This window comes from uncultured Chitinophaga sp. (assembly GCF_937898475.1).
Classification (GTDB): Bacteria; Bacteroidota; Bacteroidia; order Chitinophagales; family Chitinophagaceae; genus Chitinophaga.
Genome location: NZ_CALEJS010000012.1, coordinates 490,451 through 510,973 on the forward strand (window position 1 = coordinate 490,451; position 20,523 = coordinate 510,973).

Here is a 20,523-nt window from a genome sequence, read left to right on the forward strand (position 1 = left end):
ATGGAATAGTTAGTATTTCAAAATTAGCAAAAAGCAAATGTGAATATATAGCATTTTAGTGCTATGCGTTGTCCAGGGGCATTAAACATTCTGATCAGCACGGTGTTATTCAGAAAAAGGACGGCCATGAAGCGGACAATCTACTGGAAAATAATACTACCGGTGAGCCTTATACTTTTTTCCTGTACCGGCGCTACCCGTATTACCGGCTCCTGGGTAAACCCCGAAACACAGCCTGTAAAGCAGGATTATCACCACATTTTTATTGCCACGATGACGAAGCATGCAATAGCAAGAGCGCAGACAGAGAACGCACTTTCTGCAGAGCTGAAGCGGTTCAACAAGCGCGGGCTGAAGAGCAGCGACACATTCACACCCGCTTTGCTGGAAACCCTGCCTGCCCGTGAAGAGCTGCTCCAGCTGATACAACAAACCGGTGCAGATGCCATACTGACCACCTCCCTGCTGCGTACGCAGAGTGAAACCAGGTATGTGCGCAGCAGCGTAAAATACGCGCCCGTTCCCGCTTATGGCTGGTACCGCGGCTTCTACGCCTACTATGCCCACTGGTATCCCATGGTGTACGATACGGGATATTATGTAGCTGATAAGACCTATTTTGTGGAAAGCAACCTCTATGATGCACGTACAGAGAAACTGCTATGGTCGGCGCAGACGGCTACCGTTAACCCCGGCAGCCTGGAAAAATTCCTGGCAGAATACCCCGGTAAGGTCATTGCACAGATGATGAGAGACGGCGTGCTGAAGCCATAAGGCTCCTCACTTCAAGGCTGAGCGGCAAGGCCCGAACATTCAGGCTTTTGAACTTTTAAACAAGCAATGATACTGGAACAGTTTATGTAACGATGATAGAAAACCATCGCTTATGTACACCCTTGGCATCAACGCCGCGTTCCATGATTCTGCTGCCTGTATAGTAAAGGACGGCCAGCTGCTTGCCGCAGTGGAGGATGAACGCTTCACACATATCAAGCACGGCAAAAGGCCTATTCCGTTCTCTGCATATGAGCTGCCCTTTCATGCAATAGACTATTGTTTAAAGACTGCAGGCATACACCTGAAAGATGTAGACCGTGTTGCTTATTCTTTTGATCCGTATATCCTGCTGAACGATGCAGATGAAAAGAAAGACCGCATCACCCTGCCGCTGGAACCTTCTGCGTATAAGGTGCCTGAAAAGTGGATGTCGCCATGGGACCCGCTCTTCCTTTCCTCTATTGTGAATGCGCCGCGCCAATTGGTGGATGGTTATCCACACCATTTGCAGCAGCGTTTTAAAGGCGCCCAACCGGATAAAGAACGGTTTCATTTTGTTGAACATCACCTTTGCCATGCAGCCAGCGCCTTCCTTCCTTCGCCTTATGAACAGGCGGCCGTGCTGACTATTGACGGGCGCGGAGAGAAGGCCACCACCACCTTCAGTCTCGGCTCCGGTAACGATATGCAGCGCATTACACAGGTAAACATGCCGCACTCATTAGGACTGTTGTATGAGCAGGTGACCAGCTATCTTGGCTTCCTGCACTCTTCAGATGAATATAAAGTGATGGCCCTGGCATCTTACGGGAAACCGGTATTTGCCAATGATTTTCGTGAGATGATACAATTGCAGGAGAATGGTCATTACACCATCAGCAATGAACGGTTTTTTGCGCGCTTCGGTCCCCCGCGCGAAAGAGGTGCTGCATTTACCGCGCATCATTTCAATATAGCGCAATCCCTGCAGGTAGTACTGCAGGAGCGCGTACTGGAGCTGGCTGAATGGCTGCAGCAGGAAACAAGCTCAGAAAATCTTTGCTTCGCCGGCGGTGTGGCACTGAATTGTGTGCTGAACGCTGCGATACGCGATGCAGGGATATTCAAAAATATCTGGGTACAGCCTGCTGCAGGCGACGCAGGCACCGCTCTGGGCGCTGCCATGTGGATAGATGCACAGCAGCGGCCCGGAGAAGGACGCAGTTTTTGTATGGAGCATGCCTATTGGGGACCAGATTACGGGGATGATGAAATAGCAAAATTCCTGGACTGGGCAAAAGTGCCTTACCGCCGCATGCAGGATGTGGCCGCAGAAACAGCTGAACTGCTGGCGCAGGATAAGATCATCGGCTGGTTCCAGGGCAGGATGGAGTTTGGGCCGCGAGCCCTGGGCAGCCGTTCTATACTGGCTTCTCCTATTTCTCCATCTATGCAGGCCCGGCTGAACGAAGTGAAGGACCGGGAAGACTTCCGGCCGGTGGCGCCCGTAGTAATGGAGGAAGCCGCACCGGAATGGTTTGAGCAGGCAGCGTATTCGCCTTTCATGTTGTTTGTGTATAAAGTAAAGGAAGATAAGAAAGAGCGGATACCGGCTGTGTGCCATGTGGACGGCACCGCACGTATCCAGACCATCAACCGGCAGCAGCATCCGCGCTACTACGATTTACTGAATGCTTTTGCACAGCGCACCGGTGTGCCTGTATTGATCAATACTTCTTTCAACACTTTGGGCAAACCTATTGTATGCACCCCGCGCGATGCGCTGGAATGCTTCTGGTCGTCGCCCTTCGATGCATTGGTAATTGGCAGTTTCCTTGTTTCGAAAAGCTAAATGGTAATGGCTATGGAAAAGAAGATCTCTGTTGTGATCCCTACTTACTGCAGGCCGCTGCTGCTGATGGAATGCCTGAAGTCCCTTGCCAGGCAAAAGTTTGCGCGGGATGATTTTGAGGTGATCGTGATCAGCGATGGTCCTGATCATCTTACCAAACAACTGGTGGTATCCTGGAAACATACCGGCCTGCTGGACATTGTATATGTACCGCTTGCCACCAAACGCGGGCCTGCCGCCGCCCGGAACATGGGATGGAAGCTGGCCGCCGGTACCCTTGTTGCATTTACGGATGATGATACCCTGCCGGATCCGCTGTGGCTGCAGTCCATTTGGGATGCCTATCAGCAGGAAGAGCTGATCGCTTACAGCGGGCGGGTGATCGTTCCTTTACCGGAAAAGCCCACTGACTATGAATGGAACATTGCACAGCTGGAGCGTGCGCGCTTCATTACCGCCAACTGTGTATGCACCTGGAAGGCGCTGGAGCTGATCCAGGGATTTGACGAACGCTTTGAACTGGCCTGGCGGGAAGACAGCGATCTCGAATTTAAACTGCTGCAGCAACAGATACCCATCCACCATTTGCCGGAGGCCATTGTAGTGCACCCGGTGCGCGAAGCGTCCTGGGGCGTGAGCCTGCGGGAGCAGCGCAAGTCAATGTTCAATGCGCTGCTGTATAAGAAATTTCCAGGCCTGTATCGCAATTATATCAAACAGCACCCAATCTGGAGCTACTATGTTATGACCCTTTGCTGCCTGGTGCTGCTGGCGGCGCTGTTGTTGAATGCCCCCGCCGTGGCGTTCGCCGCTGTAACAATATGGTTGTTGCTCCTTACCGGTTTTATATGGAAGCGTTTGATGCACACGTCGCATGCATGGCCGCATGTAGTGGAGATGATCGTCACTTCTGTGCTGATACCTTTTCTGTCTGTTTACTGGAACCTGTATGGTGCGGTGCGGTTCCGTGTGTTGTATCTATAACTGTTTATCCAGGATAGGCTCCAATATGCCCGCGGCTACCTGTACAATATTACCGGTGGTAGCGGGCATTTGTGATTCATAGCTGTATTGTTCATGCACATAACGGATCACTTCATTTTTGCTTCGCAGCTGTTCAGGCACATCAAAATACAATACTGCGCCCTGTGCTTTCCATGGCGTATGCTGCGGATTGGTATGCGCATACAATACCACCACCGGTACCTGTACTGCCGCCGCTATATGTGCGGTACTGGTATTCACGGAGATCACCAGTGCGCTGTGGCGGATCAGTGTGATGAACTCTGCAACGGAGAAAAGCCCGGCGCCCACGCAAACCCCGTTCTCCTGGTTGATACCATGACTAATGGCGGTAGCAAGCGCACGTTCTGCTTTGGTGCCTGTAATGAGCAGCTGCACTCCGGTTTGCCGCAGCAGGTCTTTGGCGGCCTTTATCCATTGCTGTACGGGATACTGGCGTTTATTGTCGCTTACGCCCGGATGGAGGACCACCCAGGGTTTATCAGGGTCTATGTGGCAGTGCTGCAGCTTTTTCCGCACATCAGGCCACAGGGCTTCGTTTACCTCCAGCATGAGCTTATCTGACGATGGTGTCACGTCTAAATGAGTAATAAGGTGAAGATCACGGCTTACCTGGTGACGAATGTAATCATAAGGTTCTTTTTCAGGGGCCCAGTGTGTAAGCAGCCCGTAAGGGTTTTCGCGGCAGTAGGCCAGGCGGATGGGGATATTGGCCAGGTAGGCCAGCATGGCAGCCGGCATGGGGTTCTGGCTGTATACGGTAAATATTACGGCCGCATCGAAATTGCCTTGCCGCAGTTTCTCTACCGTATCATTGAAAACAGGTGTCGCATCAGGCGACTCATTCTTTACCCAGGGAGCATCGAAGATGATCGTGTCGTCAATGTCTGGAATGCTGGGTGTAATAACGGCGCCCATGGAAGAGGTGAGCAGGGTGATATGACATTCAAACGTTGTTTTCAGTGCATGGATAGCTGGCGTGCTCATGATCACATCGCCCATGTTGTCGAGCCGTATACATAAGATGCGTTTCATACAATGTTTACGCCAATTTTAATACCGGTTTGGTATGGATACGGCGTATGATCATTGATGTAGAGTGCCCCGGCAGCAGTGGCAGCAGGATCACTTCTCCTCCTAATTGTTCTACCAGTCCGGCTTCCGGCAGGCTCTCCCGGGTGTAGTCGCCGCCTTTCGCAAAGATGTGCGGCTGGATCAGCTGTATCAGCGGCGCCGGTGTATCATCTTCCGGGCTGCCAAATGGGATGATATGATTTACGGCGCCCATGGCGGCCAGCACTTCCATGCGGTCCTGCAGGGTATTGATGGGGCGGTCGCTGCCTTTGATGCGGCGTATGCTTTCATCTGTATTGATGCCCACCATCAGTACATGCCCCAGCTCTTTTGCGCGGCCCAGGTAATTTACATGGCCGCTGTGCAGAATGTCAAAACAACCATTGGTGAAAACGATCTTCTTACCCTGGGCTTTATACATGGCAGACAGGTGCTGCAGCTGTCCGGGGTCAGTGATATATTTATCATTCACAGACAGGTAAGCGTTCAGTTCTTCCCAGCTGCAGCAGGCGGTATGCTGTTTGCCGATGGCGATGGCAGCCGCAGCTGCTGCCAGATCTGCTGCCGCGGGTACATCTGCGCCCGAAAGGCAGGCCAGCGTAAATGCGCTGATATAGGCATCTCCTGCACCTGATACGTTGGGCGATGAAGCTACCGGGTAAGCGCTGCAGCAGTATACGGGTTGATTGCCGTTGAATATAACGGCGCCCTCTTCATCCAGTGTGACCGCTGTGATGGCCGCACCGGTGCGGGAGTAAATGTCTGCACCCATGTTATTGATCTGCTGTGCCCTGCAATGCTGCTGTACATGCAATCCCAGCAGTTGCGCCGCCTCCGGGTAATTGGGCTTCACCAGCGATGGGGAGAGGCTCTTAAAGCATTCCAGGCGGCGGGAGTCAACGGCGATGAACTTCTTGTGCTTCCGTTTTAATGCCTGTAAAGCGCCAATAACGGCAGGTGTGATAAGCCCTTTACAATAGTCTGCAATGATCACCGCATCATGTTTCGGAAACTCCTGTTGCAGCAGGCGGATGAAGGCCTGCTCTGTTTGCCCGCTGACAGCCGTTTCGGTGCCGCAATCGTAACGGGTCAGCAGCTGGTGCCCAGCCACTACTCTTGTCTTTACGATCGTTTCCCTTGAAGGGCAGTGCAGTATTTTTCCGTTGATGCCTGCTGCTTCCAGTAGTGAGCTGGCTTTGCGGCCATCATCATCCTGTCCGCTAACGCTGCAGAACGTTACCTTTGCGCCCAGGAATTTTACGTTCAGCGCAGTATTTGCACCGCCGCCGAGCGTAGTGGTCCTGGAGGCGATATCCACCACTGGTACCGGTGCTTCGGGCGTAAGCCGGGTGCTGGCGCCTTTGAGATACACATCCAGCATCAGGTCGCCGATCACCAGGATGGTGGGCTGCAGGAATTTTGCAATCAGATCTTTATACATGGGTCCGTTTTAATAATTAATAATGAATAACTAACAATGGAGAGGCAGGTGACGCATAGCGTAGCAGAGGGCCTCATTTTTAATTGCTAATTATTAATTGTGCAGCCTCCAGCAGGCCGCCTGTAATGAGGAGGGGCTTGCGATAGCTGTTGATGATCCATTCTGTTTCATGTCCGTTATCCAGCAACACGGTACGGCAGCCGGCGCGGTTACCGGCTTCTACATCGTGCAGAATGTCGCCTATCATCCATGATTGCTGCAGGTCTATATTTAACAGGCTGGCTGCCTGTAACAGTAAGCCGGGATGTGGTTTTCGGCAAACGCAGTCTATTGCGTAGGCTTTAACCGATCCCTGCGGATGATGCGGGCAGTAAAAAAATCCATCCAGCTGTATGCCACTAAGACTCAATAATGCAGCGATGCGGTCTTTTACCGCCTGCATAGCCTTATCTTCAAAATAACCGCGGGCAATACCAGATTGATTGGATACCACCACCAGTGCGTAGCCATGTTTGTGCAGCAGCTGTAAAGCTTCTGCAGCGCCTGGTTCCAGCCTGATGAGCTCCGGGTTGACGTTATACGGCACATCGGTGATGAGCGTGCCATCCTTATCTATGAAAACTGCTTTTCTCATTCGCCAATTATTAAAGGCTCATAGTGCCGCTCAGGGCAATATCGTTGCTGGCGATGGCTTTATCATACAACCTGCTCATTAACTGTGCCACCCTTTCCCAGGTAAATAGCGCCTGCACGCGTTTAATGCCGTTGCGTCCCATTTCTTCCAGTACAGGTCTGCGCATCAGCAGTTCGTTGATCTTATCAGCCAGCGCCTGCGGATCTTTCGGAGGTACCAGCAAACCTGTTTTCCCGTCCAGTATGCTGTATTTGATGCCGCCTACATCCGCACCAATCACCGCTGTACCGCAGGCCATTGCTTCCAGCGGCGTAATGCCGAAGGGTTCATACCAGGGCGTGGTGATGAATATGTCTGCTGCAGCGTAATAGTACTTCAGCTCCTCACGGCCTTTACGCCCGGCAAAGGTTACGCAATGCTGCACGCCCAGCTCTTTGGCCAGTTGTTTAAGCCGCGCTATTTCAGGATTATATCCCAGTCCGCACACCTCATCTTCACCGCCTACAATGATCAGGCGGATCCGTGTGCCGGTGTACCTGAGTTTTGTAAGGGCCCTGATCACGTTGTCTACTCCCTTGCGCTGCACCATACGGCCCAGCTGCAGCAGTACAAAATCGTCCTGTGGCAGCTTCAGCTTCATGCGCGCCAGGCGCTGATCTACGGGAAACATCTCTTCTGTGTTCACGCCACAGGGCACCACCCGGATCTTATCGGGCGGCGCATTGTAATATTTGATCAGGTCTTCCCGGTCTTGCGGGCATTCTGCTATAATATAATCAGCCAGCTTAATGGCGGAGCTTTCAATATCCAGGCGTTCGGGCGGGAACTTGTCCTGCTCGCCCTGGTGAATGCGGCGTACATGTCCCAGCGCATGGAACGTCACCACAAAAGGCACATGCAGTATCGCTTTGAGTTCAAGCGCTACCAGGGCCGACATAAAGAAATTAGCATGAATGAGGTCGTATTGTATCTGCTCATTGCGCATAAATGCCAGCATATTTTCGCGGAAGTCTGCCATGTAGGGCAGCAGCTGTTCCTTGGGTATGCATTCAACGGGACCGGCTTTGATATGCACCACTCTGACACCATTCCTCCATTGCACTACCTGTGGTAGTTGCGCATGTTCCCAGCGGGTGAAAATGTCTACCTCGTATCCTTTTCTTGCCAGCTGATAGGCCAGTTCGCCAACATACACGTTTTGTCCTCCGGTATCAACACCGCCCAGCGCAGCAATAGGTGAAGCGTGATCGCTGATGAATGCTATTCTCGTTTTCATAAACAAGCAGGTTATTGGGTTACTAATTGCTGCCAACGGGCTAAACCGCGATACTACAGCATTTTCTATGCAGAAGTACTTCAAGAATAGAACCAAACCGTATGTACGAAGAGAAACACTTCCCGGCGGAGTGCGCCACAGTAGCGGTTCTCTAAAGAATTTACACAGAATGGCTTAGAGAGGACAGCATAGCGGAATATTTTATTTAAGTGTTGATGATTTTATTACTCATCTGCGGATTAGCTACCACAGTGCAATAGCGCGAATAAGAAAAGGCACAGCATGATCGCTGTGCCTTCAGGTAATTCAATACCCATTCTTGTCGTTACCACACAGTTTGCTTACCTGTTCTCAATACGCAGAGCAGAAGTGTCTCTCGGCTCTTTGTGCCAGGAAGTGTCTTTGTCTTTTTTCCATTTCTTGTCTTTCTTGTGCATTTTCTTTTTGCTGGTGTCCTGCTGGTCTACTGAATACTTTACCGGGGCGGGGCGATAGTTGGTACTGGCTTGAGCAACGATGAAGGTGCAGAGTGCAAATGACAATCCCAAAAGGGTCAGGTGATTTTTCATGGCCGTAATGTTTTAATAGTATGCATATACCAAAAGGCCTGCTACCTTTTCAGGGATACTGGTGTTGGCAATGTAATTTTTAACAGGATGATAAACATTGTATTGCGCGGAAACGCTGATGAGAAGTGGGGATCAGCGAAGGGGTCTCTTGTGGATTTTTAAACACGGATTGTTAACAGGCTCCACAAATTTGTATCTGACAGTGCAGCGGCTGTTTACAATCCGTGTTGATGATGATGGGGGCAAAGCGGCTGTGACGGCCACTACAGTGGCTTACTGGCCCTGGTCTTTTTCGGTGTCAGATGCTTCATCCCAGTCGATATTATCTGCCTCTTCATCTGACAGGTTGTTTTCTTCCAGGTCCTGCTCGTCCAGTACAGGATCATCGTCATCCTCTTCTTCTTCCTCTCCGGCGCCGTTCTGACCCTGGGCGGTGGGAGTGCTTTGTTTTTTCTCCTCGTCGTTGGGACGTTGAAAATTACGCGCCGTAGGATTGCTGTTTGCAAGCTGATCCTTGTCTTTTTCTTTTTGCTGCATAACCCTGCATTTAATAGTGAATAATATCACTTCCCTCTCATGCTGTCTTTATTCCTTCTGTAAGGCCATACCACGTATATAACAACAAGCAGGAGGACAATTCCCAGCACTACCAGTGAAGTAAGCATAACAAATTGTTTTGGTCACTGATATCCGTACAAGCATCAGGCCATCCATTCTGGGGTAGAAATAAATAAGATAATCCATTAACGGAAAAAAAATTGCTATTGCCCTTACGATGGGGGATCATGTAATTTAGCGGTGTTATGAAAAACTACCACTATAATCATACTTATCTATTTATTATTTCCATGATCTCCGCAATGGGCGGATTCCTCTTCGGATACGACTGGGTAGTGATAGGGGGCGCCAAGCCCTTTTACGAGCGTTTTTTCGGCATTACCGGATCGCCGGCGGCACAAGGATGGGCCATGAGCTGCGCCCTGGTAGGATGCCTGGCAGGCGCCGCTATTTCGGGTATCCTAAGCGACCGTTACGGGCGTAAGAAACTGCTGATGCTGTCTGCCCTGCTGTTCCTGCTGTCAGCAGGTTTTACCGGTGCGGCCCATTCTTTTAACAGCTTTATTGTTTATCGCATTATCGGTGGGATCGGTATCGGGTTGGCCTCTAACCTGTCGCCCATGTACATTGCCGAGGTAACCCCGGCCCACCTGCGGGGAAAATATGTATCTATAAACCAGCTGACCCTGGTGATCGGCATACTGGCTGCACAGCTGTTTAACTGGTGGATAGCCGAGCCTGTTCCTGCGGGCGCTTCAGATGAAATGATCCTGCAATCCTGGAATGGCCAAACGGGCTGGCGCATTATGTTCTGGGCGGCGCTGGTACCCTCTGCATTGTTTTTATTGCTGCTGGTATGGCTGCCTGAGAGTCCGCGATGGCTGGCTACCCGCGGCTTTGGAGAGAAAGCCCGCCAGGTGCTGGGCAGGATAGGGGGCGCAGCTCACGCGGAAGACGAGCTGCAGGCTATTGTAAGAACGGCCGCGGCAGACGACCGCCTGCACTGGAAACAGGTATTGCAGCCGGGCATATCAAGCATACTGCTGCTGGGTGTGGTGATCGCGGCTTTCCAGCAATGGTGCGGCATCAACGTGATATTCAATTATGCCGAGGAGGTATTTGCTGCAGCAGGCTATGGTGTGTCTGATATTCTGTTCAATATTGTGATCACCGGCGGTGTGAACCTGGTGTTCACCCTGGTGGCCATGTACACGGTAGACCGCTGGGGAAGGCGTGCGTTGATGCTGATGGGCGCCGGCGGCCTTGCATTGATCTATGCCATTATGGGGGCGTTGTATTATATGCAGCTGAGTGGGTGGCCGCTGTTGCTGCTGGTGGTAGTAGCCATTGCATGTTATGCCATGTCGCTGGCGCCGGTAACCTGGGTGGTATTGTCGGAGATCTTCCCTAATCGTTTACGTGGCAGCATGATGGCCATTGCCACGTTATCCCTGTGGGCGGCGAGTTTCGGGCTTACCTATACGTTTCCCCTGCTGAACAGCGCATTGGGCGCTGCAGGGACTTTCTGGGGGTATGGGATTATCTGCCTGGCAGGATTGTTATTTATAAGGGCCTATCTGCCGGAGACAAAGGGCAAGACTTTGGAAGAGATAGAATCGGGTGTGAGCGCTCCGCACGCACTTCAGCCACCGTCATTGCGAGGCCCGCAAGGCTTTGGCGGGGAGCCGGGCTGAAGCAATCCTTTAAACGGCAAAAGCAAGCAACAAACGTAATCACTGTTTGTGGGTTAAAAAGATTGCTTCGTCGCGCTCCGCACAGGGCTTTACTGCTCCCCGCAATGACGGGACTAATGCCCCGGGCTTCCGCCACCGTTCCGTAATGAAGGGGCAGGGAGTCCTCAGGCTTGAGGTGGGCAGAAAGCCCTCAGACTCCATGCGGGGAAGGGATGTCCTCAGACTTCACACGCGCAGGGGCGTCCTCAAACCATAAACAACTAAAATTTTTCAGCACATCATTCAAACAATTCATATGGAAGTTAAAGCCTGGCATGAGACGGTCCGTATTCCAACTTATGGCATCGGACCAGCGGAGAAACATCCGGTTTTCCTGGAGAAAAGAGTTTACCAGGGCAGTAGTGGTACCGTATACCCGTACCCGGTAGTTGAAAAAATACTGGACGAAAAGACCGACCAGGAATGGCAGGCCGTATTCCTGGAGAACGATTACCTGCGGATCATGATCCTGCCGCAACTGGGCGGCCGCATACAACAAGCCTTTGATAAAGTGCGGCAACGGCATTTCGTGTATCATAACCAGGTGATAAAACCTGCACTGGTAGGGCTCACCGGCCCCTGGATCTCAGGCGGCATAGAGTTTAACTGGCCGCAGCACCACCGGCCCGGTACTTACGAACCGGTTGACTGGACCATCGAGCATTTTCCGGACGGCAGCGTAACCGTATGGTGCAGCGAACTGGAACGGATGTTCCGCACCAAGGGCATGGCAGGTTTTACGCTGTATCCGGACAAGGCCTATCTTGAAATAAAAGTGCAGCTGTACAACCGTACCCCGCTGCCGCAAACCTTCCTGTGGTGGGCCAACCCGGCCGTGCATGTAAATGAGCATTACCAGTCTGTTTTTCCGCCGGATGTTCATGCTGTGTTTGATCATGGCAAACGTGATGTATCCCGCTTCCCGGTGGCCACCGGCACTTACTATAAAGTGGATTATTCTGCAGGGGTGGATATCTCCCGTTACCGCAACATTCCCGTACCTACCTCATACATGGCGATCACATCGTCCTACGACTTTGTAGGAGGCTATGAACATGATACGCAGGGCGGACTGCTGCATGTGGCCAATCATCACGTATCCCCTGGTAAAAAGCAGTGGACCTGGGGCAACAGCGATTTCGGCCTGGCCTGGGATCGAAATCTTACCGATGCCGATGGGCCGTACATTGAGCTGATGTGCGGTGTATACACGGACAACCAGCCGGACTTCTCCTGGCTGATGCCTTATGAGGAGAAAAGCTTTCAACAGTACTTTATGCCATACAGCCAGGTAGGTATGGTGAAGAACGCCAGTAAAGACCTGGTACTGAACCTCGAACTGGAAGAACATAAAGCCACTTTTAAGCTATATTCTACGGGCAGGTTCCCAAAAAGCAAAGCCGTGCTGTATTACCAGGGCCGGGAAATATGGAGCAAAGTGATGGACCTGCAGCCTGCATCCTATGAAGAAACCGACATTCCATTACACGTCAGCAATGATGCCATTCACTATCGTATAAGTATATACGACCAGCAGGGCTTTGCCCTGCTGGAATGGCAACCTGAGCCGGACACTATTAAGCCGGTTCCCCTGCCTGCTGTTGCTGCAAAAGCGCCCGCAGAGATCGCACAGGCAGAGCAGCTTTATCTTACAGGGCTGCACCTCGAACAATACCGTCATGCCACCTGCGACCCGGTAGCATATTACCAGGAAGGGCTGCGCCGCGATGCAGGAGATGTGCGCTGCAACAATGCCCTGGGCAAATGGTACCTGCGCCGCCTGCTGCTGTCTGAAGCAGAAAGCTGTTTCCGCAGCGCCATTGACACCCTTACCAGCCGCAACCCCAACCCCTACGATGGAGAGCCTTTCTATAACCTGGGATTAAGCCTGCGGTGGCAGCAACGTATCCCGGAAGCGTATGCCGCTTTCCACAAATCCGTATGGAACGCCGCCTGGCAGGCCGCCGGTTATTATCAGCTGGGCCTGATCTCGGCAATGCGCCATAAATGGGAGGTTGCACTTGATGAGGCCTTCCGCTCATTACATGCCAACTGGCATCATCATAAAACAAGACATCTGCTCATATCCATCCTGCGTAAGCAGGGAAAGCGCAGCCTGGCGCTGGATTGGGCAAATGCTTCACTGGAGCTGGACCGCTTCAACGCTGGCGCACTTTTCGAAAAGTACCTGCTGATTAATGATGAAAGCGTGCTGCAGGAATTACAGACATTGCTGCGGGGAAATATCCATCATTACATGGAGTATGCGCTGGACTACCAGTCTGCCGGCATGTATACCGAAGCCCTGCGGTTCCTGCAACTGGGCATTGATCAGCAGCGGGAAGTTTACCCGCTGGCCTGGTATTTTATGGCCGCCATCGCCTGGGAATCAGGAGATGAGCTGGCAGCGCATGCTTACTGGAAAAAAGCAGCGCAGGCGCCGCCTGACTATTGTTTTCCGCATCAGCAGGAGGCTGCACTTGCCCTGCAACTCGCCATACGGCAACATCCTGAGGATGCCAGAGCGCCTTACTACCTGGGTAATTACTGGTATCATTTCAGGCAATATGATGCCGCCATCGCCTGCTGGGAAAAGTCGCGCCAGCTGGACGACCGTTTTTCTACCGTTCACCGCAACCTGGCCCTGGCATTGTTCAATAAGCGTCAACAGCCTGAGGAGGCGGTCATCAGCCTGGAAAAAGCTTTTGCACTGGATGAAACGGATGCACGCATATTAATGGAGCTGGATCAACTGTACAAGCGCCTTAACAAACCAGCGCCTTTCCGCCTGGAACTGCTGGAGAAATACCCGGCACTGGTTAATGACCGGGATGATCTGTACCTGGAGAGGATCGCGCTGTATAATCTCCTGGGGCGTCACCTGGAAGCATATGAGCTGCTGATGGCGCGCAATTTCCATCCCTGGGAGGGAGGTGAAGGCAAGGTGACCTTCCAGTATGTACACAGCCTTATTTCCATGGCTAAAGCCGCCATACGGGTGGCCAGTCACCGGGAAGCGCTGGAACTGCTGGAAAAAGCGCGGCAATATCCGCACAACCTGGGAGAAGGCAAACTGTATGGTGCACAGGAGAATGATATAGATTACTGGAGCGGCTGCGCTTACGCAGGGCTGGGACAAACTGCCATCGCCAATGCGTGCTGGGAGCGGGCTGCCACGGGTCAATCCGTACCAGCGGCCGCGATGTATTATAATGATCAGCAGCCGGATAAGATCTTCTACCAGGGACTGGCCCTGCTGCAGTTACAGCGTAACAGTGAAGCCAGCAGCCGTTTCAATAAGCTGATCGACTACGGAGAGGCGCATCTGTTTGACGAAGTGAAGATCGATTACTTTGCCGTTTCGCTGCCGGATCTGCTGATATGGGATGATGACCTGAACAAGCGTAACCGTTTGCATTGTTATTACCTCATCGGTTTAGGGTTGCTGGGACAAGGCAAAACAGCTCAGGCAAGCGCCATGTTTGAGCAGGTGCTGAATACAGACAGCTATCATACCGGGGCGCATATACACCTGGCCATGTCGGAGCACAGTTCACAATTAAGCTAAGGCGAGCGGGCGTAAAACGCCTGGGTTTAATAAACAAGGGGCTAAGCGAAAGCTTAGCCCCTTTGTGTTGTTATAATATCATTGTTAACGATCACCTCACATAAACCCCAGCTCCAGCCGGGCTTCTTCACTCATCATCTCTTTAGTCCAGGGCGGATCAAAGGTCAGATGCACATCTACATCAGAAACGCCTTCAATGGCGCGTACTTTCTGGTCTACTTCCATTACAATATCGCCGGCTACCGGACAGCCAGGGGCGGTGAGCGTCATGGTAATGCCTATCCGGTTGTTGTCGCCGATCCTGATCTCGTATACCAGTCCCAGCTCAAAGATATTCACCGGGATCTCCGGGTCATAAACGGTTTTGAGCGTTGCTTCAATTTTATCTCTTAGTGTTTCCCCTTCCATTTCAATGATGTATTTATCTGTTTGCAGATCAGTTGGCTTGTTTGGCCATATATGCTACGGCGTACAGCTTCATCTGTTTGAGCATGCTGAGTAACCCGTTGGAGCGGGTGGGAGACAGGTGACTGCGCAACCCGATGGCGTCAATGAAGTAAACATCGGTAGCGGCGATTTCCGCCGGCGTGTGACCGGAGAGCGCGGCAATCATGAGGCTGATCAGTCCTTTGGTGATAACGGCGTCACTGTCTCCGGTGAAGTACAGTTTTCCGTCTTTCAGTTCTGTGTGCAGCCACACTCTGGACTGGCAGCCTTTTATGAGATTGTCGTCTGTTTTATATTGTTCGTCTATCAGCGGCAGTTCTTTTCCCAGTTGAATAATGTATTCGTACTTATCCATCCAGTTTTCCATCAGGGAAAAATCCGCTATCAGCTCATCCTGTTTCTCGTTGATCGTCATTTCAAAAAATTATGCGTTTAAAAGTTGAGCGTTTGTGTGTTTGAAAATGTCCTTGATCATGTGGGGCACAATCAAACTTTCAAACGTTGAAACTTTCAAACTATTTCAACATTGCTGCGGCTTTGTTCACAGCGGCTACCAGCTTGTCTATATCCTCAAAGGTATTGTATAAGGACAGGGAGGCGCGTACGGTGCCGGGTATCTGAAAAATGTCCATCAGCGGCTCGGTACAGTGGTGCCCGGTGCGAACGGCAACGCCCTGCTTATCCAGCAGTTCGCCCAGATCGTACGGGTGGATCTGGTCTACCAGGAAGGAGATGGAAGCAGCGCGGTGAGCGGCCTGTCCGATGAAGCGGATGCCCTCTACCTGCTGCAGCTGCTGCAGGGCATATTCCTGCAGTTGTTCCTCCCAGTGAGCGATCTTATCGATACCGATCTGTTTTACATAGTCCAGCGCAGCAGCCAGGCCTATTGCGCCGGCAATATGCGGGGTGCCGGCTTCAAATTTATAAGGCAGCTGGTTATAGATGGTTTTGGCGAAGGTAACGGTCTTGATCATATCGCCACCACCCTGGTAGGGGGGCATCTTATCCAGCCATGCTTCCTTGCCGTACAGCACACCAATGCCTGTAGGACCATATACCTTGTGACCGGAGAAAGCCAGGAAATCAGGCTGCAGCTCCTGTACGTCGATAGCGATGTGTTGTATACCCTGTGCGGCATCCAGCAACACGGGAATGTTGCGTGCATGCGCCTGGGCGATGATCTCACGCACGGGGTTCACCGTACCCAGTGTATTAGACACATAGGTAACGGCCACTATCTTCACTTTATCGTCCAGCAGTTGGCTGAAGGCGTCCATACGCAATTCGCCGCGCTCATTGATGGGTATCACTTTGAGCTCGGCGCCTTTCTCTTCACAGATGATCTGCCAGGGCACAATGTTGGAATGGTGCTCCATGGCAGAGATCAGCACTACATCGCCGGCCTGCAGGTATTTACGCCCGAAGCTGCTGGCAACGAGGTTAATACTGTCTGTAGTGCCTTTGGTAAAGATGATCTCTTTTGAATCTGCAGCGTTGATATATGCCGCTACCGTATTGCGGGCCTGCTCGTAAGCTTCTGTGGCCTGCTGGCTCAGCTGGTGTACACCGCGGTGTACATTGCTGTTATAACCGGTATAGTATTGCTCCAGGATATCCAGTACTACGCGGGGTTTCTGGGTAGTGGCAGCATTATCAAGATAAACCAGCGGTATACCATACACGCTGGCCTGCTGCAGCAGCGGGAAATCCTTTCTTACACGCTCTACATCAAAAGTTGTCTCTATTTCGGATATGTGCTGCATCGCTTAAAGAATTAATTATTAATTGAAACGCCGCTGACGTAACGCCTGATCTGTTCGGTCAGGTGGTGTTGCAGGGCGGGGATATGCACCTTGTCGGTGATATCGAAGGCGAACGCGTTCACCAACAGTGTCTTGGCTGCTTCTTCGCCAATGCCGCGGGCGCGGAGGTAGAACAGCGATTCTTCGCTGAACTGGCCAACGGTGAAGCCGTGGGAACATTTCACATCATCAGCATAGATCTCCAGCTGAGGCTGTGAGTTGATATCGGCCTTTTCGCTCAGCAGCAGGTTGTTGTTCTGCTGGAAAGCGTTGGTTTTCTGTGCATCCTGGTGTACATGGATACGGCCGGTGAATACGCCGTTGGCGTTGTCCAGCAGTACGCCTTTGTACAGTTCGTTGCTGTTGCAATGCGGCTGCAGGTGATCCACAAAGGTGTGGTTATCTACATGCTGATTGCCGGTAGCCAGGTACAGGCCATGAAGGTCTGTTTCGGTATAGCTGCCGTTCAGCGCAACGCTCAGGTTATTACGCACCAGCGTTGCATGTGGCAGCGTAAAGTTATAGTGATGGTAACGGCTATAGGTTTGCTGACTGGCGGCAGTCTGGTAAATATGACGGCTGTCCGGCGACATATCCTGCAGGTTATAATGCCAGATCTCGGCATTATCTTCCAGGAAGATCTCGCTCACGCTGTTCACAAAGGCCACTGCATTTTCATGCAGGCCCAGCGCGCTTTCAATAATGGTTGCAGAAGCGCTGGTGTGCGCTACCCACAGGTGGCGGGGCTGCAGGAATGCGTGTTGGGATACCGTGTATACGTGTACGATATGCAAAGGTTTATCCAGCACGGTGTTGGCTTTCAGCTCTATGAAGAGGCCGTCTGCAAACAGGGCGGTGTTCAGCGCTGCAAAGGGCTGATCTGCCAGGTGCGGGTGTTTATCGAAGTGGCTTTTGAACGCTTCGTTTTTGGAGGCTTCGGAAAGTTTGGTGATGGTAAATCCTTTCACATCGGGCAGCTGGGACAGTTCAGGCTGCAGGTGACCATTTACCAGTACTGCTTTATAGCAGGAGAGGCCCTGGATGAAAGCGGGCGCAACCTGTGCGGCGCTTACGGGGGCGGCCTGCTGCCGCAGTGTAAAAGGCTGCTCTTTCAGTATCCGCTGGATATTGGTGTTACGCCAGGCTTCTGATTTAAGGTCGGGCAGTCCAAGGCTTCTGAAACGCACAAGCGCGTCTTCCCGCAGGGAATACAGGGCATCATCCTTAGGTGTGAGCCCGTTTCCCCCTTCGAGGATATATTGATAAAAAGGTATCGTGATATCAGTCATAATTGATAATTAATAATGAATAATTAATAATCGCGGAAAGCGTGTTCCGGAGAACGCGGGTCTTAATTATCCGATATTAATGTGTTTAGTGCTTAAGTCTTTTAATAACCCCCTAATTAACAACAACAATAGTAGTACAACTGAGCATGTGTTTCCCACCAGCCTTACTCCATTATTAATTCTTAATTATTCATTATTAATTTTTCAGACATTCTCGTGGACCACTGTCTCTTTCAGCCAGTCGTACCCTTTTTCTTCCAGTTCCAGCGCCAGTTCTTTGGGACCGGTTTTTACGATGCGGCCATCGTACAGTACGTGTACGAAGTCGGGCACAATGTAATCCAGCAGGCGTTGGTAGTGGGTGATCACCAGAAAGGATTTGTCTGCGCTGCGCAGTTTGTTCACGCCGTTTGCCACGATGCGGAGTGCGTCGATATCCAGGCCGGAGTCTGTTTCATCGAGGATACCCAGCTTCGGGTCCAGCATAGCGAGCTGGAAGATTTCGTTACGTTTCTTTTCGCCGCCGGAGAACCCTTCGTTGAGGGAACGGTTCATGAGGTTGGCGTTGAAATCAACCAGCTGTTGTTTTTCTTTGGTGAGCTTCAGGAATTCCTTCGCTTCGAGCGCGGGCAGACCTTTGTAAGCCCTGATCTCGTTGAGCGCGGTTTTCAGGAAGTGCAGGTTAGACACGCCGGGTATTTCCACGGGGTACTGGAAAGCGAGGAACACGCCTTCCCGGGCCCTGTCTTCCGGAGACATTTCCAGCAGGTCTTTCCCATCAAAGATCACTTCGCCCTGGGTTACTGTATAATTTTCCCGACCTGCCAGCACAGAAGCGAGGGAGCTTTTGCCAGAGCCGTTAGGTCCCATAATGGCATGTACTTCTCCCCTGGGGATCTCGAGGTCAATGCCCTTCAGAATTTCTTTTCCTTCTACTTCTGCGTGCAGATTTTTAATCGTCAGCATGATATTATTTGTTCTCTGTTGTTGTTTAGTGTTTAACGTTTAAACTATTACCCTACGCTGCCTTCCAGCGTGATGGACAATAATTTCTGCGCTTCCACGGCAAATTCCATGGGCAGCTGGTTCAGTACTTCCTTGGCGTAACCGTTCACGATAAGGGCTACAGCCTTTTCTGTATCGATACCGCGCTGGTTGAGGTAGAAGATCTGGTCTTCACCGATCTTGGAGGTGGTAGCCTCGTGCTCAACGGTAGCGGATTTATTGCGGGATTCGATGTAAGGGAAGGTGTGCGCACCGCAACGGTTACCTATCAGCAGGGAGTCGCACTGGGTAAAGTTACGTGCGTTATGTGCACGCGGTCCTACCTGTACGAGTCCGCGGTAGGTATTGTCACCTTCGCCGGCTGAGATACCTTTGGAAATGATCCTGCTTTTGGTATTGCGGCCGATGTGGTGCATTTTGGTACCCGTATCGGCTATCTGCCGGTTACGGGTTACAGCTACGGAGTAAAACTCGCCCTGGGCATCGTCTCCCTGCAGGATCACGCTGGGATATTTCCAGGTGATGGAAGAACCGGTTTCTACCTGTGTCCAGGATATTTTACTGCTTTTGCCCTTGCAGATCCCTCTTTTAGTTACAAAGTTATAGATACCGCCTTTGCCTTCTTTATCGCCGGGGTACCAGTTCTGTACGGTAGAGTATTTGATCTCCGCATGATCCAGGGCTACCAGTTCCACTACTGCGGCATGCAGCTGGTTCTCGTCGCGCATGGGGGCGGTACAGCCTTCGAGGTAGCTTACATAGCTTTCATCGTCTGCTATGATAAGCGTACGTTCAAACTGGCCGGTGTTCTGAGCATTGATACGGAAGTAGGTGCTCAGCTCCATGGGGCAGCGTACGCCTTTCGGAATATATACAAAAGAGCCGTCAGAGAATACCGCGGCATTCAATGCAGCAAAGATGTTATCAGAGTGGGGCACTACGGAGCCCAGGTATTTTTTCACCAGGTCGGGATGGTGCTTCACGGCTTCCCCGAAGGAGCAGAAGATAACGCCCATTTCGCCCAGTTTTTCTTTAAAGGTGGTGGCAACAGACACACTGTCGAACACGGCATCTACGGCTACGCCGGAGAGCGCTTTCTGTTCGTTCAGCGGGATGCCCAGTTTTTCAAAGGTAGCCAGCAGTTCAGGGTCTACTTCGTCCAGGCTGGACAGCTGCTTCTTCTTTTTGGGAGCGGCATAGTAGGACACGCCCTGGAAGTCGATCTCAGGCAATTTAAAATGCTGCCATCCGGGCATCTGCATTTTCTTAAAGGCCTGGTATCCTTTCAGGCGCCATTCCAGCAACCATTCAGGTTCTTCCTTTTTAGCGGATATAAAGCGGATGGTGTCTTCATTGAGACCAGCCGGCGCTATATCCATTTCAATATCGGTGGTAAAGCCAAACTCGTATTCCTTATTGGCAATATCATCGATTATTTCATTACTGTTTCTCATACTTACTTATAATGTAAAATCCCGAATACTAAAATCCCAAAT

The 20,523-nt window shown here is 51.5% G+C and carries 17 protein-coding genes; 5 read left to right on the top strand and 12 right to left on the bottom strand.

Translation table 11 applies throughout. The features are described from left to right. Positions 1-126 precede the first annotated feature (126 nt). The 3 genes from Q0577_RS05400 to Q0577_RS05410 all read left to right on the top strand — a co-directional run bounded on the left by Q0577_RS05400 (position 127) and on the right by Q0577_RS05410 (position 3,592). The gene (locus Q0577_RS05400) at positions 127-774 is read left to right on the top strand and encodes a hypothetical protein (protein WP_298733496.1); all 648 of its coding nucleotides are present in this window, start codon (positions 127-129) and stop codon (positions 772-774) included. Positions 775-886: 112 nt separating this feature from the next. Then, the gene (locus Q0577_RS05405) at positions 887-2,608 is read left to right on the top strand and encodes a carbamoyltransferase (protein ID WP_298733497.1); all 1,722 of its coding nucleotides are present in this window, start codon (positions 887-889) and stop codon (positions 2,606-2,608) included. A 12-nt stretch (positions 2,609-2,620) separates the two neighbouring features. After that, on the top strand, positions 2,621-3,592 hold the full coding sequence (locus tag Q0577_RS05410; RefSeq protein WP_298733498.1) for a glycosyltransferase: 972 nt from the start codon (positions 2,621-2,623) through the stop codon (positions 3,590-3,592). On the opposite strand, the gene Q0577_RS05415 is transcribed toward Q0577_RS05410, so the two are convergent. The 6 genes from Q0577_RS05415 to Q0577_RS05440 all read right to left on the bottom strand — a co-directional run bounded on the left by Q0577_RS05415 (position 3,587) and on the right by Q0577_RS05440 (position 9,162). Then, a complete protein-coding gene (locus tag Q0577_RS05415; RefSeq protein WP_298733499.1) occupies positions 3,587-4,666 on the bottom strand; it encodes a glycosyltransferase family 9 protein in 1,080 nt (359 codons plus the stop codon). The two genes, Q0577_RS05410 and Q0577_RS05415, sit on opposite strands and share 6 nt — an antisense overlap. A 7-nt stretch (positions 4,667-4,673) precedes the next feature. Further along, positions 4,674-6,146, bottom strand: coding sequence for a PfkB family carbohydrate kinase (locus Q0577_RS05420; RefSeq protein WP_298733500.1), 1,473 nt, complete (start codon positions 6,144-6,146; stop codon positions 4,674-4,676). Positions 6,147-6,225: 79 nt separating this feature from the next. Then, the gene (locus Q0577_RS05425; RefSeq protein WP_298733501.1) at positions 6,226-6,780 is read right to left on the bottom strand and encodes an HAD family hydrolase; all 555 of its coding nucleotides are present in this window, start codon (positions 6,778-6,780) and stop codon (positions 6,226-6,228) included. A gap of 10 nt (positions 6,781-6,790) precedes the next feature. Then, entirely contained in the window at positions 6,791-8,056 is a 1,266-nt protein-coding gene (locus Q0577_RS05430; RefSeq protein ID WP_298733502.1) for a glycosyltransferase family 1 protein, read from the bottom strand. Positions 8,057-8,397: 341 nt separating this feature from the next. Next, the gene (locus Q0577_RS05435; RefSeq protein WP_298733503.1) at positions 8,398-8,625 is read right to left on the bottom strand and encodes a hypothetical protein; all 228 of its coding nucleotides are present in this window, start codon (positions 8,623-8,625) and stop codon (positions 8,398-8,400) included. Positions 8,626-8,898: 273 nt separating this feature from the next. Next, complete coding sequence (locus tag Q0577_RS05440; RefSeq protein ID WP_298733504.1) at positions 8,899-9,162, bottom strand: hypothetical protein; 264 nt, start codon at positions 9,160-9,162, stop codon at positions 8,899-8,901. Between the two features lie 266 nt (positions 9,163-9,428). On the opposite strand from Q0577_RS05440, the gene Q0577_RS05445 reads away from it, so the two are divergent. Further along, the gene (locus Q0577_RS05445; RefSeq protein ID WP_298733505.1) at positions 9,429-10,877 is read left to right on the top strand and encodes a sugar porter family MFS transporter; all 1,449 of its coding nucleotides are present in this window, start codon (positions 9,429-9,431) and stop codon (positions 10,875-10,877) included. Positions 10,878-11,172: 295 nt separating this feature from the next. Continuing rightward, positions 11,173-14,484 (top strand): DUF5107 domain-containing protein, encoded by a 3,312-nt coding sequence (locus Q0577_RS05450; protein ID WP_298733506.1) that lies wholly within the window; start codon positions 11,173-11,175, stop codon positions 14,482-14,484. A gap of 96 nt (positions 14,485-14,580) precedes the next feature. Here the strand turns inward: Q0577_RS05450 and Q0577_RS05455 are convergent, their stop codons facing one another. From Q0577_RS05455 to sufB, 6 genes are all read right to left on the bottom strand, one after another. Beyond that, positions 14,581-14,892 carry a DUF59 domain-containing protein gene (locus Q0577_RS05455; protein ID WP_298733507.1) on the bottom strand — a complete coding sequence of 104 codons (312 nt, stop codon included), beginning with the start codon at positions 14,890-14,892 and terminating at the stop codon, positions 14,581-14,583. Positions 14,893-14,920: 28 nt separating this feature from the next. Then, on the bottom strand, positions 14,921-15,346 hold the full coding sequence (locus tag Q0577_RS05460) for a SufE family protein (protein ID WP_298733508.1): 426 nt from the start codon (positions 15,344-15,346) through the stop codon (positions 14,921-14,923). A 100-nt stretch (positions 15,347-15,446) separates the two neighbouring features. Continuing rightward, positions 15,447-16,694: a cysteine desulfurase gene (locus Q0577_RS05465; protein ID WP_298733509.1), complete on the bottom strand. Its 1,248-nt coding sequence runs from the start codon at positions 16,692-16,694 to the stop codon at positions 15,447-15,449. An 11-nt stretch (positions 16,695-16,705) separates the two neighbouring features. Further along, on the bottom strand, positions 16,706-18,022 hold the full coding sequence (gene sufD, locus Q0577_RS05470) for a Fe-S cluster assembly protein SufD (protein WP_298733511.1): 1,317 nt from the start codon (positions 18,020-18,022) through the stop codon (positions 16,706-16,708). Between the two features lie 204 nt (positions 18,023-18,226). Next, positions 18,227-18,988, bottom strand: coding sequence for a Fe-S cluster assembly ATPase SufC (gene sufC, locus Q0577_RS05475; protein ID WP_298733513.1), 762 nt, complete (start codon positions 18,986-18,988; stop codon positions 18,227-18,229). A gap of 47 nt (positions 18,989-19,035) precedes the next feature. Next, positions 19,036-20,481 carry a Fe-S cluster assembly protein SufB gene (sufB, locus tag Q0577_RS05480; RefSeq protein WP_298733515.1) on the bottom strand — a complete coding sequence of 482 codons (1,446 nt, stop codon included), beginning with the start codon at positions 20,479-20,481 and terminating at the stop codon, positions 19,036-19,038. Positions 20,482-20,523 lie beyond the last annotated feature (42 nt).

What these genes read in the sequence shown, in the direction of transcription:
- Q0577_RS05400 (WP_298733496.1), top strand. Translation starts at nt 127, where the DNA reads ATGAAGCGGACAATCTACTGGAAAATAATACTACCGGTGAGCCTTATA.
- Q0577_RS05405 (WP_298733497.1), top strand. Translation starts at nt 887, where the DNA reads ATGTACACCCTTGGCATCAACGCCGCGTTCCATGATTCTGCTGCCTGT.
- Q0577_RS05410 (WP_298733498.1), top strand. Translation starts at nt 2,621, where the DNA reads ATGGAAAAGAAGATCTCTGTTGTGATCCCTACTTACTGCAGGCCGCTG.
- Q0577_RS05415 (WP_298733499.1), bottom strand. Translation starts at nt 4,666, where the DNA reads ATGAAACGCATCTTATGTATACGGCTCGACAACATGGGCGATGTGATC.
- Q0577_RS05420 (WP_298733500.1), bottom strand. Translation starts at nt 6,146, where the DNA reads ATGTATAAAGATCTGATTGCAAAATTCCTGCAGCCCACCATCCTGGTG.
- Q0577_RS05425 (WP_298733501.1), bottom strand. Translation starts at nt 6,780, where the DNA reads ATGAGAAAAGCAGTTTTCATAGATAAGGATGGCACGCTCATCACCGAT.
- Q0577_RS05430 (WP_298733502.1), bottom strand. Translation starts at nt 8,056, where the DNA reads ATGAAAACGAGAATAGCATTCATCAGCGATCACGCTTCACCTATTGCT.
- Q0577_RS05435 (WP_298733503.1), bottom strand. Translation starts at nt 8,625, where the DNA reads ATGAAAAATCACCTGACCCTTTTGGGATTGTCATTTGCACTCTGCACC.
- Q0577_RS05440 (WP_298733504.1), bottom strand. Translation starts at nt 9,162, where the DNA reads ATGCAGCAAAAAGAAAAAGACAAGGATCAGCTTGCAAACAGCAATCCT.
- Q0577_RS05445 (WP_298733505.1), top strand. Translation starts at nt 9,429, where the DNA reads ATGAAAAACTACCACTATAATCATACTTATCTATTTATTATTTCCATG.
- Q0577_RS05450 (WP_298733506.1), top strand. Translation starts at nt 11,173, where the DNA reads ATGGAAGTTAAAGCCTGGCATGAGACGGTCCGTATTCCAACTTATGGC.
- Q0577_RS05455 (WP_298733507.1), bottom strand. Translation starts at nt 14,892, where the DNA reads ATGGAAGGGGAAACACTAAGAGATAAAATTGAAGCAACGCTCAAAACC.
- Q0577_RS05460 (WP_298733508.1), bottom strand. Translation starts at nt 15,346, where the DNA reads ATGACGATCAACGAGAAACAGGATGAGCTGATAGCGGATTTTTCCCTG.
- Q0577_RS05465 (WP_298733509.1), bottom strand. Translation starts at nt 16,694, where the DNA reads ATGCAGCACATATCCGAAATAGAGACAACTTTTGATGTAGAGCGTGTA.
- sufD (WP_298733511.1), bottom strand. Translation starts at nt 18,022, where the DNA reads ATGACTGATATCACGATACCTTTTTATCAATATATCCTCGAAGGGGGA.
- sufC (WP_298733513.1), bottom strand. Translation starts at nt 18,988, where the DNA reads ATGCTGACGATTAAAAATCTGCACGCAGAAGTAGAAGGAAAAGAAATT.
- sufB (WP_298733515.1), bottom strand. Translation starts at nt 20,481, where the DNA reads ATGAGAAACAGTAATGAAATAATCGATGATATTGCCAATAAGGAATAC.